The 17,380-nt window shown below is 60.9% G+C and carries 20 protein-coding genes and 1 pseudogene; 7 read left to right on the top strand and 14 right to left on the bottom strand.

Going from position 1 to position 17,380, the window contains the following annotated elements; all coding sequences use genetic code 11:
• Positions 1-130: 130 nt before the first annotated feature.
• Positions 131-349 carry a bacterioferritin-associated ferredoxin gene (locus KHO53_RS04535; protein WP_010221037.1) on the bottom strand — a complete coding sequence of 73 codons (219 nt, stop codon included), beginning with the start codon at positions 347-349 and terminating at the stop codon, positions 131-133.
• A 234-nt stretch (positions 350-583) separates the two neighbouring features.
• On the opposite strand from KHO53_RS04535, the gene KHO53_RS04530 reads away from it, so the two are divergent.
• Positions 584-1,186: a peroxiredoxin gene (locus tag KHO53_RS04530; RefSeq protein WP_010221038.1), complete on the top strand. Its 603-nt coding sequence runs from the start codon at positions 584-586 to the stop codon at positions 1,184-1,186.
• A 70-nt stretch (positions 1,187-1,256) separates the two neighbouring features.
• On the opposite strand, the gene rnt is transcribed toward KHO53_RS04530, so the two are convergent.
• Together rnt and pyrC are read right to left on the bottom strand one after the other, a co-directional pair.
• Positions 1,257-1,868, bottom strand: coding sequence for a ribonuclease T (gene rnt, locus KHO53_RS04525; RefSeq protein WP_249684437.1), 612 nt, complete (start codon positions 1,866-1,868; stop codon positions 1,257-1,259).
• Between the two features lie 56 nt (positions 1,869-1,924).
• Positions 1,925-2,971, bottom strand: coding sequence for a dihydroorotase (gene pyrC, locus KHO53_RS04520; protein ID WP_010221040.1), 1,047 nt, complete (start codon positions 2,969-2,971; stop codon positions 1,925-1,927).
• 130 nt (positions 2,972-3,101) lie between these two features.
• Between pyrC and KHO53_RS04515 the strand changes: the two genes are divergently transcribed.
• Entirely contained in the window at positions 3,102-4,055 is a 954-nt protein-coding gene (locus tag KHO53_RS04515; protein ID WP_010221041.1) for a flagellar protein MotY, read from the top strand.
• A gap of 129 nt (positions 4,056-4,184) precedes the next feature.
• Entirely contained in the window at positions 4,185-5,402 is a 1,218-nt protein-coding gene (locus KHO53_RS04510; RefSeq protein WP_010221042.1) for an argininosuccinate synthase, read from the top strand.
• Between the two features lie 64 nt (positions 5,403-5,466).
• On the opposite strand, the gene KHO53_RS25585 is transcribed toward KHO53_RS04510, so the two are convergent.
• A complete protein-coding gene (locus KHO53_RS25585; RefSeq protein WP_232531760.1) occupies positions 5,467-5,994 on the bottom strand; it encodes a hypothetical protein in 528 nt (175 codons plus the stop codon).
• 442 nt (positions 5,995-6,436) lie between these two features.
• Here KHO53_RS25585 and KHO53_RS04500 point away from each other — a divergent pair, with 442 nt between their 5' ends.
• Complete coding sequence (locus KHO53_RS04500; protein ID WP_010221044.1) at positions 6,437-7,063, top strand: response regulator transcription factor; 627 nt, start codon at positions 6,437-6,439, stop codon at positions 7,061-7,063.
• A gap of 62 nt (positions 7,064-7,125) precedes the next feature.
• On the opposite strand, the gene KHO53_RS04495 is transcribed toward KHO53_RS04500, so the two are convergent.
• From KHO53_RS04495 to metG, 8 genes and pseudogenes are all read right to left on the bottom strand, one after another.
• The gene (locus KHO53_RS04495; RefSeq protein WP_036996652.1) at positions 7,126-7,302 is read right to left on the bottom strand and encodes a PA3496 family putative envelope integrity protein; all 177 of its coding nucleotides are present in this window, start codon (positions 7,300-7,302) and stop codon (positions 7,126-7,128) included.
• A 105-nt stretch (positions 7,303-7,407) separates the two neighbouring features.
• The gene (nth, locus tag KHO53_RS04490) at positions 7,408-8,046 is read right to left on the bottom strand and encodes an endonuclease III (protein ID WP_010221046.1); all 639 of its coding nucleotides are present in this window, start codon (positions 8,044-8,046) and stop codon (positions 7,408-7,410) included.
• Between the two features lie 4 nt (positions 8,047-8,050).
• A complete protein-coding gene (locus tag KHO53_RS04485) occupies positions 8,051-8,575 on the bottom strand; it encodes an Rnf-Nqr domain containing protein (protein ID WP_213570029.1) in 525 nt (174 codons plus the stop codon).
• Positions 8,568-9,185, bottom strand: coding sequence for an RnfABCDGE type electron transport complex subunit G (locus KHO53_RS04480; RefSeq protein WP_036996649.1), 618 nt, complete (start codon positions 9,183-9,185; stop codon positions 8,568-8,570). The genes KHO53_RS04485 and KHO53_RS04480 overlap by 8 nt, the downstream gene beginning before the upstream one ends.
• Positions 9,182-10,168, bottom strand: coding sequence for an RnfABCDGE type electron transport complex subunit D (locus tag KHO53_RS04475; protein WP_010221049.1), 987 nt, complete (start codon positions 10,166-10,168; stop codon positions 9,182-9,184). Before KHO53_RS04475 ends, KHO53_RS04480 begins: the two co-directional genes overlap by 4 nt.
• 4 nt (positions 10,169-10,172) lie before the next feature.
• Positions 10,173-11,009: pseudogene (gene rsxB, locus KHO53_RS04470) on the bottom strand (electron transport complex subunit RsxB); the annotation flags it as partial.
• Positions 11,006-11,587: an Rnf-Nqr domain containing protein gene (locus tag KHO53_RS04465; protein WP_036996647.1), complete on the bottom strand. Its 582-nt coding sequence runs from the start codon at positions 11,585-11,587 to the stop codon at positions 11,006-11,008. The gene KHO53_RS04465 and the pseudogene rsxB, both read right to left, overlap by 4 nt.
• Positions 11,588-11,677: 90 nt before the next feature.
• Positions 11,678-13,717, bottom strand: coding sequence for a methionine--tRNA ligase (metG, locus tag KHO53_RS04460; RefSeq protein WP_010221052.1), 2,040 nt, complete (start codon positions 13,715-13,717; stop codon positions 11,678-11,680).
• Between the two features lie 156 nt (positions 13,718-13,873).
• On the opposite strand from metG, the gene apbC reads away from it, so the two are divergent.
• A complete protein-coding gene (gene apbC / locus KHO53_RS04455) occupies positions 13,874-14,968 on the top strand; it encodes an iron-sulfur cluster carrier protein ApbC (RefSeq protein ID WP_213570028.1) in 1,095 nt (364 codons plus the stop codon).
• A gap of 162 nt (positions 14,969-15,130) precedes the next feature.
• Here apbC and KHO53_RS04450 read toward each other — a convergent pair whose 3' ends face one another.
• Positions 15,131-15,340 (bottom strand): cold-shock protein, encoded by a 210-nt coding sequence (locus tag KHO53_RS04450; protein ID WP_010221054.1) that lies wholly within the window; start codon positions 15,338-15,340, stop codon positions 15,131-15,133.
• Between the two features lie 351 nt (positions 15,341-15,691).
• Here KHO53_RS04450 and dcd point away from each other — a divergent pair, with 351 nt between their 5' ends.
• Together dcd and KHO53_RS04440 are read left to right on the top strand one after the other, a co-directional pair.
• Positions 15,692-16,258, top strand: a complete 567-nt coding sequence (dcd, locus tag KHO53_RS04445) for a dCTP deaminase (RefSeq protein WP_010221055.1) — start codon at positions 15,692-15,694, stop codon at positions 16,256-16,258.
• Between the two features lie 99 nt (positions 16,259-16,357).
• Positions 16,358-16,591 (top strand): hypothetical protein, encoded by a 234-nt coding sequence (locus tag KHO53_RS04440; protein WP_010221056.1) that lies wholly within the window; start codon positions 16,358-16,360, stop codon positions 16,589-16,591.
• 3 nt (positions 16,592-16,594) lie between these two features.
• On the opposite strand, the gene KHO53_RS04435 is transcribed toward KHO53_RS04440, so the two are convergent.
• A complete protein-coding gene (locus KHO53_RS04435; RefSeq protein WP_010221057.1) occupies positions 16,595-17,359 on the bottom strand; it encodes an ABC transporter ATP-binding protein in 765 nt (254 codons plus the stop codon).
• Positions 17,360-17,380 lie beyond the last annotated feature (21 nt).

Below are 17,380 nucleotides of genomic sequence, written 5' to 3'. Positions count from 1 at the left end.
CTAAGTTGTTGAATAATAAATAAAAATTAATCGGAATAAGAATGTTTGTGTTCCGCGTTAAACCCCTAACTACTTGAATTACAGGCATAAAAAAACCGGACACTGGGTCCGGTTCTTGGAATTCGCTGAATTATGCTGCCGTAAATTCTACAGGATAGGGCAGGGCAGCCTGGCTGACCTGAAGCTCGGTGAGGGTTTCGCGCACTACCTGCTTGGCCAGGCAGGCACATTTGCCACACTGGCTTGCCACGTTGGTGGCGCTTCTGACTTCCTTGTAGCTGCAGCATCCTTCATAGATCGCATCGCGGATCTGTCCGTCGGTCACACCAACACAAAGACACACATACATAGGGCTGGCCATCGCTGGTTAAGGCTCAATTCGAAGAAGCTTAATGTTAATGAGAATGCTTGTCAAAGCTCTTTCTGCAGGGCGCGGACTAGAGCGACCAACGGCTGATTGTCGAGCGTTCGGACTGAAACTCGGCGAGCGGCTCAGGGCGGTGTATGATGGTCGGCCATTTCGATGCCAGGCCGGTGCATGCTGGCCTGTGCAAGATGATTCCACCCCATCAGGAGATATCGCATGAGCGTACTCGTTGGCAAAAATGCCCCGGACTTCACCGTTCCAGCTGTTCTGGGCAACGGCGAAATCGTCGACAGCTTCAACCTGGCTTCGGCCATCAAAGGCAAGTACGGCCTGGTGTTCTTCTACCCGCTGGACTTCACCTTCGTCTGCCCGTCCGAGCTGATCGCTCTGGACCACCGCATGGCTGAATTCAAGGCGCGCAACGTTGAAGTGATCGCCGTGTCGATCGACTCGCACTTCACCCACAACGCCTGGCGCAACACCCCGATCAATGCCGGCGGCATCGGTCAGGTCCAGTACATCATGGCTGCTGACATGAAGCACGACATCGCCAAGGCCTACGACGTAGAGTCCGAAGGCGGCGTGGCTTTCCGTGGCGCCTTCCTGATCGACGACAAGGGCGTTGTCCGCTCGCAAATCGTCAACGACCTGCCACTGGGCCGTAACATGGACGAGCTGCTGCGTCTGGTCGACGCCCTGCAGTTCCACGAAGAGCACGGCGAAGTCTGCCCTGCCAACTGGAAAAAAGGCGACAAGGGCATGACCGCTTCGCCAGAAGGCGTTGCTGCTTACCTGAGCGAGAACGCTGGCAAGCTGTAATTGCCAGGTATAAAAAAACCGGCCTGATGGCCGGTTTTTTTATGCCTGTAGGAGCGGGCTTGCCCCAGCGTCAGTCGTTGAAGTCCTGCCAGCCGCCCATTTCTTTCCAGCGGTTGACGATGCCGCAGAACAGCTCGGCAGTCTTCTCGGTGTCGTAACGCGCCGAGTGCGCCTCACGGCCATCGAAGTCGATGTCGGCGCTTTGGCAGGCCCGCGCCAGCACGGTCTGGCCATAGGCAAGGCCGGCCAGGGTGGCGGTGTCGAAGCTTGAGAACGGATGAAACGGGTTGCGCTTCATGTCGTGGCGGGCCACGGCGGCATTGAGGAAGCCCAGGTCGAAGCTGCTGTTGTGACCGACCAGGATCGCCCGTTTGCAGCCATTGGCCTTGAGCGCCTTGCGCACGCCACGGAAGATGTCGGTCAGGGCCGACTCTTCGCTGACGGCCATGCGCAGCGGGTGGTCGAGCTTGATTCCGGTGAACTCCAGGGCGGCCTGCTCGATGTTGGCGCCTTCGAACGGCTCGACGCGGAAGAAATAGGTGTGTTCCGGGAACAGGAAACCTTTTTCGTCCATGCCGATGGTGACTGCGGCGATCTCCAGCAGGGCGTCGGTCGCGCAATTGAAACCGCCGGTTTCAACGTCGACCACTACCGGCAGGTAACCGCGAAAGCGCTCAGCCATTGGGTGGCGTGGACCGCCACCATGACCTTCCTGGTCGTCTTCGTACTGATCTTCGCTCACGCAGTTTCCTCCAGCAGGCGCCAGCGCAGTTGCTCACCGGCGCGCAGCGGGATAACGGTCTGCTCGCCGAACGGCAAGCTGCTTGGGGCGGTCCAGCTGTCGCGGACCAGGGTAATCGTATCGGTGTTGGCCGGCAGGCCGTAGAAGGCCGGGCCGTGCAGGCTGGCGAAGCCTTCGAGCTTGTCCAGCGCATTGCGTTGTTCGAACGCTTCGGCGTACATCTCGATCGCGGCATAGGCGGTGTAGCAGCCGGCACAGCCACAGGCCGCTTCCTTGGCGTGCTGGGCGTGCGGAGCCGAGTCGGTGCCGAGGAAGAACTTGCTGCTACCGCTGGTGGCGGCGTCCAGCAAGGCCACCTGGTGGGTGTTGCGCTTGAGGATCGGCAGGCAATAGAAGTGCGGACGAATACCGCCCACCAGCATGTGGTTGCGGTTGTACAGCAGGTGCTGGGCAGTGATGGTCGCGCCAACGTTGGCCGGGGCCTCGTTGACGAACTGCACGGCGTCGCTGGTGGTGATGTGTTCAAACACCACCTTGAGGGTCGGGAAGCGCTCGACCACACGGCGCAGGTGCTCGTCGATGAACAGCTTCTCGCGGTCGAACACGTCGATCTCGCTGCGGGTCACTTCACCGTGCACCAACAGCGGCATGCCGACCTCGGCCATGGCTTCGAGCACCGGGAAGATCTTGTCGACACTGGTCACGCCGGAATCGGAGTTGGTCGTCGCGCCAGCCGGATACAGCTTGGCGGCATGGACAAAACCGGTGGCCTTGGCCGCGCGGATTTCCTCGGGCTGGGTACGGTCGGTGAGGTACAGCACCATCAACGGCTCGAAACGGCTGCCGGCAGGGCGTGCAGCGAGGATGCGCTCGCGGTAGGCACCGGCTTCGGCGGCGTTGCGCACCGGTGGCACCAGGTTGGGCATGATGATTGCGCGGGCAAAGGTGCGCGCAACGTCGCCGACGGTATGCGGCAGTACAGCGCCATCACGAAGATGGATGTGCCAGTCGTCGGGACGCAGGAGGGTCAGGCGGTCGGACATTGGGGATTCCAGGCGGGTCGAACTCAAGGTCAATGCTACCGGAAAAGCCGGTTGCGAGCACTCGCTATCAAGTTTTGCCGCGCCCGACCGATAGCGTGCAGGTATACCGTGAAAATCTGTGGAGCCGCCCGTGCGCCAGCGTTATCTAGCCCTGCTCAGTGTGTTTGCCAGCATGCCCGCCATGGCACTCACCTTCCAGACCCGTCTGGAGAACATCGAGTGGAAGGTCGAAGGCGATCAGTTCGAATGTCGGCTGGTTCAACCCATTGCCGATTTCGGCAGCGGCGAGTTCGTCCGTCGCGCCGGCGAGCAGGCGACTTTCCAGCTGCGTTCAAGCAACAATGTGCTCGGCACAGGCTCCGCCACCCTGCTGGCGGCGGCCGCGCCGTGGCAGCCCGGTCGCGGCGATATCAACCTGGGGGCGGTGCGCATGGCTCGCAGTGGCGTGCTCTTCACCAGCTCCCAGGGCCAGGCCAGCCGCCTTATCAACGGTTTGCTCGATGGTCGCAGCACCGTGGTGCGCAACTATGCCGGTGAAGCCGGGCGGACCATGGAAGTGCGGGTGTTGCCAGTCAAGTTCAACAAGGCCTACGGCGATTATCAGGCCTGTGCGGCAAAGCTCTTACCGATGAACTATGACCAGGTGCGCCAGGCGCAGGTTGGCTTCCCTGGCGGGGGCATCGACCTGGATGCCGATGCCAGGGCACGCCTGGATGTGATCCTCGACTTTCTCAAGGCGGACCCTTCGGTCAACCATATCGAACTCGATGGTCACTCCGACAACAGCGGTAACCGCCTGACCAACCGCGACCTGTCACGGCGCCGGGCGCTGGCGGTGATGGAGTACCTCAAGGCCCATGGCATTCCCGAAGAGCAGATCACCGTGCGCTTCCATGGCGAGCGCTATCCGCTGGCGCGCAACAACAGCGCGACCAACCGCGCACGCAACCGGCGGGTGAACATTCAGCTTGATCGGGTAACGCCGGTCGAAAAACCGCTGGAAAAACCGCTCGAGCCTGCCGTCAAAGCACCAGCCGCACCGGCTGCGGCGACAGAGGCCAGCAAGCCGGTCAGCAAGTCCTGAGCTGCGACAGTCCGTCGCGCTCTCGACAGTTCCTGTCGCTTTGTCGTCACAAGCTGTCGCCCCACTGTAAATTTTGTCGCAAGGTCGGTAGAATCAACGGCTTTCCGTACAACCCCGTGGAGTGATGGCATGGCGGACGTAAAAAAGGTCGTACTGGCGTATTCCGGCGGCCTTGATACTTCGGTGATTCTCAAGTGGCTGCAGGATACCTACAACTGTGAAGTGGTGACCTTCACCGCTGACCTGGGACAGGGCGAAGAGGTCGAACCGGCCCGCGCCAAGGCTCAGGCCATGGGCGTCAAGGAAATCTACATCGACGACCTGCGCGAAGAATTCGTACGCGACTTCGTGTTCCCGATGTTCCGCGCCAACACCGTCTATGAAGGCGAGTACCTGCTGGGTACTTCCATCGCTCGTCCACTGATCGCCAAGCGCCTGATCGAAATCGCCAACGAAACCGGCGCCGATGCCATTTCCCATGGCGCCACCGGTAAAGGCAACGACCAGGTACGTTTCGAGCTGGGTGCCTATGCGCTCAAGCCAGGCGTCAAGGTTATTGCGCCATGGCGTGAATGGGACCTGCTGTCCCGTGAAAAGCTGATGGACTACGCCGAGAAGCACGGTATCCCGATCGAGCGTCATGGCAAGAAGAAGTCGCCGTACTCGATGGACGCCAACCTGCTGCACATCTCGTATGAAGGCGGCGTGCTGGAAGACACCTGGACCGAGCACGAAGAAGACATGTGGCGCTGGACCAAGTCGCCAGAAAACGCCCCGGACGTTCCGACCTACCTGGAACTGACCTACCGCAACGGCGATATCGTTGCCCTGGACGGCGTTGAAATGTCGCCTGCCACGGTGCTGGCCACCCTCAACCGCATCGGCGGCGAGAATGGCATCGGTCGCCTGGACATCGTCGAGAACCGTTACGTCGGCATGAAGTCCCGCGGCTGCTACGAAACCCCAGGCGGCACCATCATGCTGCGCGCCCACCGGGCGATCGAATCGATCACTCTGGACCGCGAAGTCGCTCACCTCAAGGATGAGCTGATGGCCAAGTACGCCAGCCTGATCTACACCGGCTACTGGTGGAGCCCTGAGCGTCTGATGCTGCAACAGATGATCGATGCGTCCCAGGTCAATGTGAACGGTGTCGTGCGCCTGAAACTGTACAAGGGCAACGTCATCGTCACCGGCCGCAAGTCGGACGATTCGCTGTTTGACGCCAACATTGCCACCTTCGAAGAAGATGGCGGTGCGTACAACCAGGCTGACGCAGCGGGCTTCATCAAGCTCAACGCCCTGCGCATGCGCATTGCTGCCAACAAGGGCCGCAAGCTGGTCTGACGCTTGTTACCCCAGAAAACCCCGGCGTGCCGGGGTTTTTTTTGCCTGTTGGTTGCGTGCAGCACTACGCTTTGCTCAATGATTGCCTCATCAGGGTGATTTGCGCGCCCGTGTCGAGGTTGCTCAAGATCCACTTGTTACAAGGCAATCGTGTGGGCTTTAGTGCTTGCAGTACGAAGTACTCTATTAACTCGCTTGCAGCCGGGCCGCGGAATGCGATAGTCACTGTGCTCAGCTCGGACATGTCCGCAAGCACATGCCGTGTTTCAACTTCTTTAACTGGCGTGCTTGGTAAATCAATGTCGGCGACTTCGTGGGTGGGCGGTTCAACCTGGAGGGGGATGTGTGCAGGAGCAGGCGCCGCGGCTGCAGTGAGTTCATTTATTTCGGGGGAATAAAGGGACTTGTAATTGAAATTCAAAGTAAGAAAGAACAATACCGTCAGGAAGAACGGAAAGCCGACCAGAAACCAGGTGTAAATACCTTGGCTATCCTCCCCCAGGAATGGCAGAGAGGCCAGCGCTGATGCTTCGATGATGCCAGCAAAAATCGCAATGATCGTCAGTGGGCTTTTCGGCTCGACTTTACTCATGCAGTTACCCTTGCGCTTGGTGAGTCCGCTCCTATGTTTCCGCAGGTTTAGCATGCTCGGCACAGCCTCGGGCAGCATGGCTCACTTCTCGGGTGGGTAATCTACCCATGAATCATGTAAGGCGGTTTTACATGGCTGAATATTATTGTTTTTATCAAACAGATCTATAGGACTTTTCCTTCAGCTATTAAAGCCGAGTTTCATAGGCGGTTTCTTTGTCTAGTGCTACCTTTATTCAGGAAGTGTGAGGCAGTCTGCACTATGGTTCGAGTGTTGGTTCTTTAGGGACTTTGGTTTTGCTGGCTTGTAGGATAATTCTCTAAAGCCCGTAGGTTGCGTCCTTGTATGCATTTGCTTGTTAACGGCGCAATACAATATGTCGTACAACTAGGCTATTGTGCGAGCTCAAAATAATAGAACAGCGAACAATTGGATTTTGCTCATGAATAAAGTCCTGATCGTGGATGATCATCCGGTCATTCGCCTGGCTGTACGCATATTGATGGAGCGGCATGGTTATGAAGTCATTGCCGAGACAGATAACGGTGTGGACGCATTGCAGCTGGCGCGCGAGCATGGTCCTGATATCGTCATCCTGGACATCGGTATCCCCAAGCTTGACGGCCTTGAAGTGATCGCCAGGTTGACCGCCAACAATGCCAGCATCAAGGTGCTGGTGCTGACCTCGCAGGCGCCCGGGCATTTTTCCATGCGCTGCATGCAAACGGGGGCTGCGGGCTATGTCTGCAAACAGCAGGATCTCACCGAACTGCTCAGTGCCATAAAGGCAGTGCTTTCCGGTTACAGCTACTTCCCCAACCAGGCGTTGCATTCCGTGCGCTCGAACCTGGGTGGCTCGAGCGAGGCGGACATGGTCGAGCGCTTGTCGGGCCGGGAGATGATGGTCTTGCAGCAGCTTGCCCGCGGCAAGACCAACAAGGAGATCGCCGACGGCATGTTCCTCAGCAACAAGACGGTCAGTACCTACAAGACGCGTTTGTTGCTCAAGCTCAATGCTCGCTCACTGGTCGATCTGATCGAGCTGGCCCAGCGTAACGGCCTGGTTTGATACACCCAGAAACAACAAAGCCTCCATCAAGGAGGCTTTTGTGCTTTTACGGCATCATCCCTTCAGAGGTCGAAGTCGTAGTCAGCCAGCTGCTTCTGCAAGCGACGTTCTTCCAGCAGGTTGTCGATGGTGCGGCGTTTGCTCAGGTTGGTTTTCGCCACTTCAACCGGTACATCGTCATCTGCTTCTTCAGTGGCGATGTCATCATCTACAACCAGGTCTTCTTTATCGGTGCTCATAAGTCACTCCAAGCCAAGAGGGCCATTGGCGCACCTTATAGCGAGAATTTCTGAGCGGGTAAAAAAGATTTTTTCAATCGGTTGAGCAGTGTTTTCACTATCTTCTCAATCGTCCGAGGTTTTGTGCTTGTACTCGCACAAATCTTCGATCCGGCAACTCCCGCAGCGGGGTTTGCGCGCCTGGCACACATAGCGTCCATGCAGGATCAGCCAGTGGTGGGCGTCCAGCAGGTAAGCCTTGGGCACGAACTTCATCAGGGCCTTTTCAACCTCCAGGACAGTCTTGCCCGGCGCAATTCCAGTACGGTTGCTGACCCGGAAGATATGCGTATCGACGGCCATGGCCAGTTGCCGAAAGGCTGTGTTGAGTACCACGTTGGCGGTCTTGCGGCCAACCCCGGGCAGGGCCTCCAGCGCTTCGCGGGTTTCCGGCACCCGGCTTTCGTGCTGTTCGATGAGCAGGCGGCAGGTTTCGATGACGTTTTTCGCCTTGCTGTTGTACAGGCCGATGGTCTTGATGTATTCGGACAGGCCTTCGACGCCCAGGGCGTAGATCGCTTCCGGGGTATTGGCGACCGGGTACAGCCTGGCCGTGGCCTTGTTCACACTGACATCGGTTGCCTGGGCCGAGAGGATCACCGCAATCAGCAGTTCGAACGGGCTGCTGTAGGCCAACTCGGTTTTCGGCTCAGGGTTGTCTTCGTGCAGCCTGCGAAAGATCTCCAGGCGTTTGGCGGCATTCATGGGGTCAACGCTTTCCTTGACGACGTGTAGGGGCTGGCCGTCGGCAAACCCGGTTGTAAAGGGCCTGCATCAGGCCCAAAAGTATCAGCGCACCGGGCAACAGGCTGGCCAGGCGCAGGTTGGCAAACTCGCCAAGCCCTTGCCTGAACAGCCCCATGGCCATGCACAACAAAGCGAAACCGCCCAGTGTGGCCGCCCCCGTACGCCAACGGCCGCTGGCGCCCTGGGCGAACTCGAATACCAGGCATTGTACGGCGATCAGTGCCGAATAGGGGCCCAGCGCCAGCGACAGTGGCAGGGCCCAGGCGCGCAGGGTCAACTCCAGGCAGGTGACCAGCAAGGCGGCCAGCAGCACGCTGGCGATCAGGCTGGCGCTTGCCTCCAGCACTTTGTGCAGGGGCGTCATGCACAGCCGGTGCAGGCCGATGATCAACAGGCTGAGCAGCGCAATGGCACTTGCCTGCGCTAACGTCTGTGTGGCCCCCAGCAAGGGCGCCAGGCTTATGGCCGCGAGCCACTGTCTATTCATTGGCGCCCCCTGTCAGCAGTTGCTGGCGATGCTCGTCGAAATAGCGCAGGGCATCATGGGTGGCCTGAATGACTGCCCGGGAGGTGACGGTGGCGCCGGCCAGTTGATCGAACTGACCGCTATCGCGCTTGAGCGCCCAGGCGGTATCGGCAATGGTGTGCCGGCTGCTGCCGACAAAACCTTGCAGCCAGGTGTTGCCGGGTTCGACCAGCTTGCCGCCCAGGCCAGGGGTTTCCTGTTGTTGCAACACCTTTACGCCGATCAGGCGGCCGCTGTCATCGATGGCAATCAACAAGTCCAGCGGGCCGCCATAGCCCTGCGCCTGGCTGTGCAGCACGACCGCGCGGGGCTGCCCCTGCAAGGTCGCCAGATAGCCTGCGAGCAGGCGGCTGTGATCCAGGGGCGCGGCCCCCAGGCGCAGGGGGTGTTGCAGCGGCTGGTTGTCGTAGTGCTGTTCGGGCAGCACGCTGAGCCAGCGTTGGGCCTTGAGCTGCTGCTCGGCGTCCGTGATGCGCTGGGCGGTGAGCTGGTGCCAGAGTACTGTGCCGCCCACGGCCAGCACGGCAAGGGCCAGCAACAGCGCCGTGGAGCGTATCGACGTGGTGTTCATTGCGCTTGCGCCTGCCCGCGCTCTGCCCAGCGCTCCAGCGTGGGAACACAGAGATTCATCAACAAGACCGCGAATGCGGCACCGTCCGGATAGCTGCCCCAGGTTCGAATCAGGTAAATGAGCACGCCCGCGCCGATACCGAACAGCAGCTTGGCTTTTGGGCTTTTCGGTCCTGACACCGGCTCGGTGACGATGAAAAACGCCGCCAGCATGGTCGAGCCAGACAGCAGATGCAGCAGCGGCGAGCCATTGGAGTCCGAGCCCGAGCCATTCCAGCACACCAGGCTGATCAGCAGCAAGCTGGCCAACAGGCCGACCGGGGCATGCCAGCTGATGACCTTGCGCTGTAACAGCAGCAAGCCGCCGAGTACAAAGGCCAGATTGACCGCTTCGCTGCCCCGGCCGCCAAAGTGGCCGAAGCCGGGATGGCTGGCGAACAGCTCATCCATGGTCAGGCTGCGGTTGTTGCGCAGGCCGTCCAGTACCGTGGCTTGCGCCCAGGCATCCGGCTGGTTGCCGGGACCAAGGCCGAATACCTGCTGCAGCGTATCTGCCAGCCCCAGTACCTGGGTGACCGGCCACTGGGTCATATGTTGTGGAAACGACAGCAGCACCAGCACATAGCCGACCATCGCCGGGTTGAACAGGTTCTTGCCGACACCGCCGTAGAGTTGCTTGCCCAGGACAATGGCGCTGCTGGCGGCAATCATTGGCAGCCACCAGGGGGTGTAGGCCGGCAGTGCCGCCGTCAGCAGGACGGCAGTGACCAGGGCGCTGCCATCATTCAGGGCGGGTCGGATCGGCCGGTGTTGCAGTTTCAGCAGTAGCGCTTCACTTGCCAGTGCCGCGCTGGCGCACAGCAGCAGGTTCAAGAGCAGCCCCCAGCCGTGTAGCCACAGCAGGGTCAGTAACCCTGGCGCGCAGGCCAGCAGCACCAGGCCCATGGTGCTGCGCAGGCGTTCGCTGTTATCAGTCGCGGCCATGGTCGGCTGCCGGTTGTAGTGTTTGCAGGCGCGTCTGGGCCTGTTGCGCTTCGCGCTCAAGCTCCGCCAGCTGTGCTTGCTGGGTCTCGCTCGGGGTATCGCCAAAGGCCGCCCTGGCCTTGCTCAATTGCGCCCGGCTCATGGCCGCGGCGATTTTGGCCTGCTTGAGGGCGGCATCGGCGGCCGCGGCTTTCTGTGCCTTGACGCGTTCGATGGCCGCCTTGATCGGGTCGTCGACCGCCGCGCTTGGGGTGGCAGCGGTGGGGTTGGCTGCCCGCTGGCTGCGGGCCAGGCGTTCGGCCTGCTTGCGTGCTTCTTCGCGTTGCAGGCGGTTGTTGCGCTGCTCAAAACGGCGCCGGGCATGGTTGCGCTTATGGCTGCGGGCTGCGAGTGTTTCGGCATCCTGGGCCAGGCCGCCGACAATCGCCACGATGTTGCTGCTGACCGTCAATGGCAGCAGGTCGATGCAGTCCACCGGGCAAGGCGCCACGCACAGGTCGCAGCCGGTGCATTCGGCGCTGATCACCGTGTGCATCAGCTTGGCCGCGCCGACAATGGCGTCCACCGGGCAGGCCTGGATGCATTTGGTACAGCCAATGCATTCGGCTTCGCGAATGAATGCGACCTGCGCCGGAGCACTGCCGCGCTCGGGGTCCAGTTCGATCACCGGCACTTCCAGCAACCTGGCCAGGGCGGCGATGGTCTCGCGGCCACCGGGTGGGCATTTGTTGATCGCTTCGCCCGCAGCCAGGCCTTCGGCGTAAGGCCTGCAGCCTGGGTGGCCACACTTGCCGCATTGGGTCTGCGGCAGCAGGGCGTCGATGCGTTGAATCAGACTCATGGGTTGAATAATCCGTTAAAGCCGAGAAACGCCATGGCCATCACGCCGGCGCCAATCAGCTCGATCGGCAGGCCGCGAAATGCCTCTGGGATGTCGTCGTTGTCGCTGCGTTGGCGCAGGTCTGCGAACAGGCTCAAGGCCAGCCAGAAGCCCAGGCCGCCACCCAGGCTCCAGGCCAGGGTTTGCGCGACGCCAAAACCGTTTTCGCTGGCCTGCAGGCTCAAGCCTAGCAGCGCTACGTTGGCCAGCAGCAAGGGCAGCAAGCCGTCAAAGGGCAGGGCGGGCAGCAGGCGTGTCAGCAGAGTGAGCAGCGGCTTGATCAGCAGCACGCACAGCGGCAGGAACACGAACAGGCGCAGGTACTCAAGCTGCAGGGGCAGCAGCGCCAGGCGGTAGATCAGTTGCCCAAGGCCGACTGCCAAAACCAGCAACACCAGGGTTGCCAGCCCCAGTGCATGCACCTGGCGCCGATCCTGATCGGTAGCGCTGCGCAGCAGTGGGTCGATGGCCAGTCCCTGGTGCAGGACCAGGTTGTTGATCAGCGCGGCGCTGACCAGGGCCAGAAAGAATTCGCTCATGAGGGGGCCGAATGCTGAGGCTGTCCGCCATTATCCGGCAATGACGCGAGGATGAGAACGCCCCGGCCGCAATCGGCCGGGGCGTGAACCTTACTTGATGCGCTGGCCCGGCTTGGCGCCGCTGTCAGGGCTGAGCAGGTAGATCTCTTCGCCGCCAGGGCCGGCTGCCATGACCATGCCTTCGGAGATGCCAAAGCGCATTTTGCGCGGTTTGAGGTTGGCGATCATCATGGTCAGGCGACCTTCGAGCTTGGCTGGGTCCGGGTAGGCCGACTTGATGCCGGAGAACACGTTGCGTTGTTCGTCGCCGATGTCCAGGGTCAGGCGCAGCAGCTTGTCAGCACCTTCCACGGCTTCGGCCTTGAGGATCAGGGCGACCCGCAGGTCGACAGCGGCAAAGGTGTCGAAGTCGATCTCGGCCGATAGCGGGTCCTTGGCCAGTTCGCCATTACCGGTGACGACGCTGGTCTGGCTGGCCGCCAGGTCTTCCTTGGAGGCCGCGGTCATGGCTTCGACCTTGGCTGGGTCGATACGGCTCATCAGCGCCTTGAACGGGTTGAGCTGGTGATTGCTCAGGCGGGTCTGATGGTCGGCCCAGGTCAGCGGGGCGACGTTGAGGAACGCCTCGGCGTCGGCGGCCAGCACGGGCAGTACCGGTTTGAGGAAGATCACCAGCTGGCGGAACAGGTTGATGCCCTGGGCGCAGATCGCCTGGACTTCGTCCTGCTTGCCTTCCTGCTTGGCCAGCGACCATGGCGCCTTGTCGGCGATCCAGGCGTTGGCGCGGTCGGCCAGGCCCATGATCTCGCGCATGGCGCGGGCAAAGTCGCGGCCTTCGTAGGCTTCGGCAATGCCCGGAGCGGCGGCAAGGAAGGCTTCGGTCAGCTCTGGTGCGGCGTCGCCGTCAACCATGACGCCGTCGTTACCCTTGTGGATGAAACCGGCGCAGCGGCTGGCGATGTTGACCACCTTGCCGACCAGGTCGGAGTTGACCTTCTGGATGAAGTCTTCCAGGTTCAGGTCGAGGTCGTCGACGCCGCGGCCAAGCTTGGAGGCGTAGTAGTAGCGCAGGTACTCCGGCGCCAGGTGATCCAGGTAGGTGCGGGCCTTGATGAAGGTGCCGCGCGACTTGGACATCTTCGAGCCGTTGACGGTCAGGTAGCCGTGCACGTTGATACCGGTCGGCTTGCGGTAGCCGGCGCCTTCGAGCATGGCGGGCCAGAACAGGGCATGGAAGTTGACGATGTCCTTGCCGATGAAGTGGTACAGCTCGGCTTTCGAGTCCTTGCTCCAGAACGCGTCGAAGTCCAGCTCCGGGCGGCGGGCGCAGAGGTTCTTGAAACTGGCCATGTAGCCGATCGGTGCGTCCAGCCAGACGTAGAAGTACTTGCCCGGCTCATCGGGGATCTCGAAGCCGAAGTACGGCGCATCACGGGAGATGTCCCATTCCTGCAGGCCGGCATCCAGCCATTCGGCGATCTTGTTGGCCACCGCGTCCTGCAGGGTGCCGCTGCGGGTCCACTGCTGGAGCATGGCCTGGAAGTCCGGCAGCTTGAAGAAGAAGTGCTGCGAGTCCTTGAGCACCGGCGTGGCGCCGGAGATCGCCGACTTGGGGTTCTTCAGCTCGGTTGGCGCGTAGGTGGCGCCGCATTTTTCGCAGTTGTCGCCGTACTGGTCTTCAGTCGCGCACTTGGGGCAGGTGCCCTTGATGAAGCGGTCGGCCAGGAACATTTTTTTGTCCGGGTCGAAGTACTGGGTGATCGAACGGGTAGCGATGTGCCCGGCGTCACGCAGCTTGAGGTAGATCTGGCTCGACAGTTCGCGGTTTTCTTCGGCGTGGGTCGAGTGGAAGTTGTCGAACTCGACCAGGAAGTCGGCGAAATCCCCGCTGTGCTCGGCCTGGACGGCGGCAATCAGTTGCTCGGGGGTGATGCCTTCTTTCTCGGCGCGCAGCATGATGGCCGAACCGTGGGCGTCGTCCGCGCAGACATAAATGCACTGGTTGCCGCGAAGCTTCTGGAAGCGCACCCACATGTCTGTCTGGATGTACTCGAGCATATGGCCAAGGTGAATGGAACCATTGGCATAGGGCAGGGCGCTGGTGACGAGAATCTGACGTGGCTCGGACATGGGGGCTCGGCTACTTTTTTCGGCTACTTGAGATGAAACGGTGATCGGCCACTATAAAACGCCGGGAAATATATTTCACCCCATGGACGTATCTGAACAGGTATGACGGGTTAGCATAGTGGCCTGTTTTGCTCAGTCTTTATAACGGGAGTCTCCATGAGTGCCGTCACTCGCGCAGCCGTCGAAGCCGTACTTCGCCAGTACACCGACCCTTACCTGAACCAGGACCCGGTCAGCGCCGGCTGTGTCCAGGCCATCGATATCCAGGGCAATCGCGTCAGCGTGCAACTGCAACTGGGTTATGCCGCCGGTCTGTTCAAGAACGGCTGGGCGCAGGTTCTGCAAACGGCTGTCGAAGGTCTCGACGGGGTGGCTTCGGCGCAGGTCGAGATCACCTGCGTGATCGCCGCACACAAGGCCCAGGCGCAGATTCCGGGCCTGGCCAACGTCAAGAACATCATTGCCGTGGCGTCGGGCAAGGGCGGCGTCGGCAAGTCGACCACCGCCGCCAACCTGGCCCTGGCCCTGGCCCGTGAAGGTGCGCGGGTGGGGATTCTCGATGCTGATATCTATGGCCCGAGCCAGGGCGTGATGTTCGGTATCGCCGAAGGCACGCGGCCGCAGATCCGCGAACAGAAGTGGTTCGTGCCGCTCAAGGCCCATGGTGTCGAGGTCATGTCCATGGCCTTTCTGACCGACGACAACACGCCGATGGTCTGGCGCGGGCCGATGGTCTCCGGGGCGCTGCTGCAGCTGGTGACGCAAACGGCCTGGGACGACCTCGATTACCTGGTCATCGATATGCCGCCGGGCACTGGCGATATCCAGCTGACCCTGGCGCAGAAAGTCCCGGTGGCTGGCTCGGTCATCGTCACCACGCCGCAGGACCTGGCGCTGCTCGATGCCAAAAAGGGTGTGGAGATGTTCCGCAAGGTCAACATCCCGGTGCTGGGTGTGGTCGAGAACATGGCCGTGCACATCTGCTCCAACTGCGGTCATGCCGAGCATCTGTTCGGTGAGGGCGGCGGCGAGAAGCTGGCGGCCCAGTACGGTGTCGAGCTGCTGGCATCGCTGCCGTTGTCGATGCTGATCCGCGAGCAGGCCGACAGCGGCAAGCCGACGGCGATTGCCGAGCCGGAAAGCCAGATTGCCATGGTCTATCAGGAGCTGGCCCGTCAGGTCGGGGCGCGGATCGTGCTGCAGGAAGCGGCGGCGCCGGCGATGCCGAATATCACTATCAGCGAAGATTGAGGTGATGCTATCGCTGGCAAGCCAGCTCCCACAGGTTCTGCATGCACTGGACCTTGTGGGAGCTGGCTTGCCAGCGATGGGCCACCAGACAGCCTAAAATCAAGGCATAAAAAAAGCCCCACCTGTTAAGGGCGGGGCTTTTTTCAAGCTGTAAAGCGGAAGTTAGATAACTTCTACTTCTTCAGCCTGCATGCCTTTCTGACCGCGGGTAGCGATGAAAGAGACCGCTTGGCCTTCTTTCAGGCTCTTGAAGCCGTCAGCCTTGATGGCTTTGAAGTGTACGAACAGGTCGTCACCGGATTGTGGGGTGATGAAGCCGAAGCCTTTTTCATCGTTGAACCACTTAACGGTACCGGTTTGGCGATTGGACATGGTCTGTCTCCTTGGACAAAGTTAACTACGACTCAGGAAACGCCCTGGCCGAGACTGAGTGCAAAGAGGCAGAAAATTCATGAAGATGGGTTGATCGAAATCTTGCATCAGGTAGATATTCTCAGTGACACGTGCAGCACAGTGGCGTCACCTTAACCCTTTTTCCAGAACGTGCCAATGGTCTTGTGAAGCTTTCTCATAATTCATGACTGACGGTGCTTCAGGCCCCCGCGCAGGCCCCGTCATACGTGGATCCGACGGTTGATGTCGCATGGAACTTTGAACCCGGCGCCGGGCCCGGTAAGATGCCGCACAGAATTTTTTCACCACGCAATTTCAGGACACCCCGCCATGAGCATCAAATCGGACAAGTGGATTCGCCGCATGGCGCTGGAACACGGCATGATCGAGCCTTTCGTCGAGCGCCAGGTGCGCGGTGAGAGCGACAACCGGCTGATCTCCTTCGGCGTCTCCAGCTACGGCTACGACGTGCGCTGCGCCGACGAGTTCAAGGTGTTCACCAACATCAACTCGGCGACCGTCGATCCGAAAAACTTCGATGCCGGCAGCTTTGTCGACGTCAAGAGCGACGTCTGCATCATCCCGCCGAACTCCTTCGCCCTGGCCCGCACCGTCGAATACTTCCGTATCCCGCGTAACGTGCTGACCATCTGCCTGGGCAAGAGCACCTACGCCCGCTGCGGCATCATCGTCAACGTCACCCCGCTTGAACCGGAGTGGGAAGGCCACGTGACCCTGGAGTTCTCCAACACCACCACGCTGCCGGCAAAGATCTACGCCAACGAAGGCGTGGCGCAGATGCTCTTCCTCGAATCCGATGAAGAATGTGAAGTGTCCTACAAGGATCGTGGCGGCAAATACCAGGGCCAGCGCGGCGTTACCTTGCCACGCACCTGAGGCGACAAAGCGAGGGAATTCCTCGCCCCCGGCACACTCCAATGAGTTGAACTGTTCCGCTCGGCAACACGCCAGGCGGACGTCAACCAGGAGCAGCCCATGAAACTCGACCCGACCATCAGTGCCAAGCTGGCCGTGCTGCAGCCCAACAGCGTTGGGGTGCTGGCCTGGTCGTTGCTGGCACATCCGCACCCGCATAGCGTGCAGGCGGGCGGCGTGCCCGGTCAGCCTGACCCGGACACCCCCGATTCACCGCAACCGGGTGAACATCCGCCGATGGAGCCGGGCGAGCCGACCTTGCCCGACGAGCCGCCACCAGCGCCGATCGCCTGACCCCTACTTGAGGTTGCCGCTCAGGAACTGACGCAAGCGCTCGCTTTTCGGATTGCCCAGCACCTCTTCCGGCGGCCCTTGTTCCTCCACCAGGCCCTGGTGAAGGAACATCACCTGGCTCGCCACTTTGCGCGCGAAGGCCATTTCGTGGGTGACCATGATCATGGTCCGGCCTTCTTCGGCCAGGCCCTGAATCACCCGCAGCACTTCGCCGACCAGCTCCGGGTCGAGGGCCGAGGTCGGTTCGTCGAACAGCATGACTTCCGGCTCCATGGCCAGCGCCCGGGCAATCGCCACCCGTTGCTGCTGGCCGCCGGAGAGGAACGCCGGGAACTGATCCGCCACCCGCGGCGCCAGACCGACCTTGTCCAGGTAGCGGCGGGCGCGCTCTTCGGCCTCGTGCTTGCTTACCCCCAGTACCCGCCGCGGCGCCATGGCGATGTTGTCGAGTACGCTCAGGTGGCTCCACAGGTTGAAGTGCTGGAACACCATGGCCAGGCGCGTGCGCAGGCGCTGCAGCTCGTCCGGGTCGGTGACATGCAGGCCATGATGGTCGTGGGTCATGTGCACCGGCTTGCCGTCGAGGGTCATGCTGCCCTCGTTGGGTTGTTCGAGGAAGTTGATGCAGCGCAGGAAGGTACTCTTGCCCGAGCCGCTGGCGCCGATCAGACAGATCACGTCGCCGGTCTTGGCCTTGAGCGAAACGCCCTTGAGCACGTGATGCTCGCCGTAGCGTTTGTGCAGGTCTTCGATGGTCAGTTTGTACATGCGCAGGCTCTAAAGGTAAGG

The sequence above is a fragment of the Pseudomonas sp. RC2C2 genome (genome assembly GCF_018390435.1).
GTDB classification, from domain to species: domain Bacteria; phylum Pseudomonadota; class Gammaproteobacteria; order Pseudomonadales; family Pseudomonadaceae; genus Aquipseudomonas; species Aquipseudomonas donghuensis.
This window is presented reverse-complemented; position numbering and strand designations above follow the sequence as displayed.

What these genes read in the sequence shown, in the direction of transcription:
- KHO53_RS25585 (WP_232531760.1), bottom strand. Translation starts at nt 5,994, where the DNA reads ATGAGTAAAGTCGAGCCGAAAAGCCCACTGACGATCATTGCGATTTTT.
- KHO53_RS04535 (WP_010221037.1), bottom strand. Translation starts at nt 349, where the DNA reads ATGTATGTGTGTCTTTGTGTTGGTGTGACCGACGGACAGATCCGCGAT.
- pyrC (WP_010221040.1), bottom strand. Translation starts at nt 2,971, where the DNA reads ATGTCCGACCGCCTGACCCTCCTGCGTCCCGACGACTGGCACATCCAT.
- KHO53_RS04500 (WP_010221044.1), top strand. Translation starts at nt 6,437, where the DNA reads ATGAATAAAGTCCTGATCGTGGATGATCATCCGGTCATTCGCCTGGCT.
- KHO53_RS04495 (WP_036996652.1), bottom strand. Translation starts at nt 7,302, where the DNA reads ATGAGCACCGATAAAGAAGACCTGGTTGTAGATGATGACATCGCCACT.
- rnt (WP_249684437.1), bottom strand. Translation starts at nt 1,868, where the DNA reads ATGGCTGAGCGCTTTCGCGGTTACCTGCCGGTAGTGGTCGACGTTGAA.
- KHO53_RS04440 (WP_010221056.1), top strand. Translation starts at nt 16,358, where the DNA reads ATGAAACTCGACCCGACCATCAGTGCCAAGCTGGCCGTGCTGCAGCCC.
- KHO53_RS04475 (WP_010221049.1), bottom strand. Translation starts at nt 10,168, where the DNA reads ATGGCCGCGACTGATAACAGCGAACGCCTGCGCAGCACCATGGGCCTG.
- nth (WP_010221046.1), bottom strand. Translation starts at nt 8,046, where the DNA reads ATGAATGCCGCCAAACGCCTGGAGATCTTTCGCAGGCTGCACGAAGAC.
- KHO53_RS04435 (WP_010221057.1), bottom strand. Translation starts at nt 17,359, where the DNA reads ATGTACAAACTGACCATCGAAGACCTGCACAAACGCTACGGCGAGCAT.
- apbC (WP_213570028.1), top strand. Translation starts at nt 13,874, where the DNA reads ATGAGTGCCGTCACTCGCGCAGCCGTCGAAGCCGTACTTCGCCAGTAC.
- KHO53_RS04450 (WP_010221054.1), bottom strand. Translation starts at nt 15,340, where the DNA reads ATGTCCAATCGCCAAACCGGTACCGTTAAGTGGTTCAACGATGAAAAA.
- KHO53_RS04465 (WP_036996647.1), bottom strand. Translation starts at nt 11,587, where the DNA reads ATGAGCGAATTCTTTCTGGCCCTGGTCAGCGCCGCGCTGATCAACAAC.
- KHO53_RS04530 (WP_010221038.1), top strand. Translation starts at nt 584, where the DNA reads ATGAGCGTACTCGTTGGCAAAAATGCCCCGGACTTCACCGTTCCAGCT.
- KHO53_RS04510 (WP_010221042.1), top strand. Translation starts at nt 4,185, where the DNA reads ATGGCGGACGTAAAAAAGGTCGTACTGGCGTATTCCGGCGGCCTTGAT.
- dcd (WP_010221055.1), top strand. Translation starts at nt 15,692, where the DNA reads ATGAGCATCAAATCGGACAAGTGGATTCGCCGCATGGCGCTGGAACAC.
- KHO53_RS04485 (WP_213570029.1), bottom strand. Translation starts at nt 8,575, where the DNA reads ATGAATAGACAGTGGCTCGCGGCCATAAGCCTGGCGCCCTTGCTGGGG.
- KHO53_RS04480 (WP_036996649.1), bottom strand. Translation starts at nt 9,185, where the DNA reads ATGAACACCACGTCGATACGCTCCACGGCGCTGTTGCTGGCCCTTGCC.
- metG (WP_010221052.1), bottom strand. Translation starts at nt 13,717, where the DNA reads ATGTCCGAGCCACGTCAGATTCTCGTCACCAGCGCCCTGCCCTATGCC.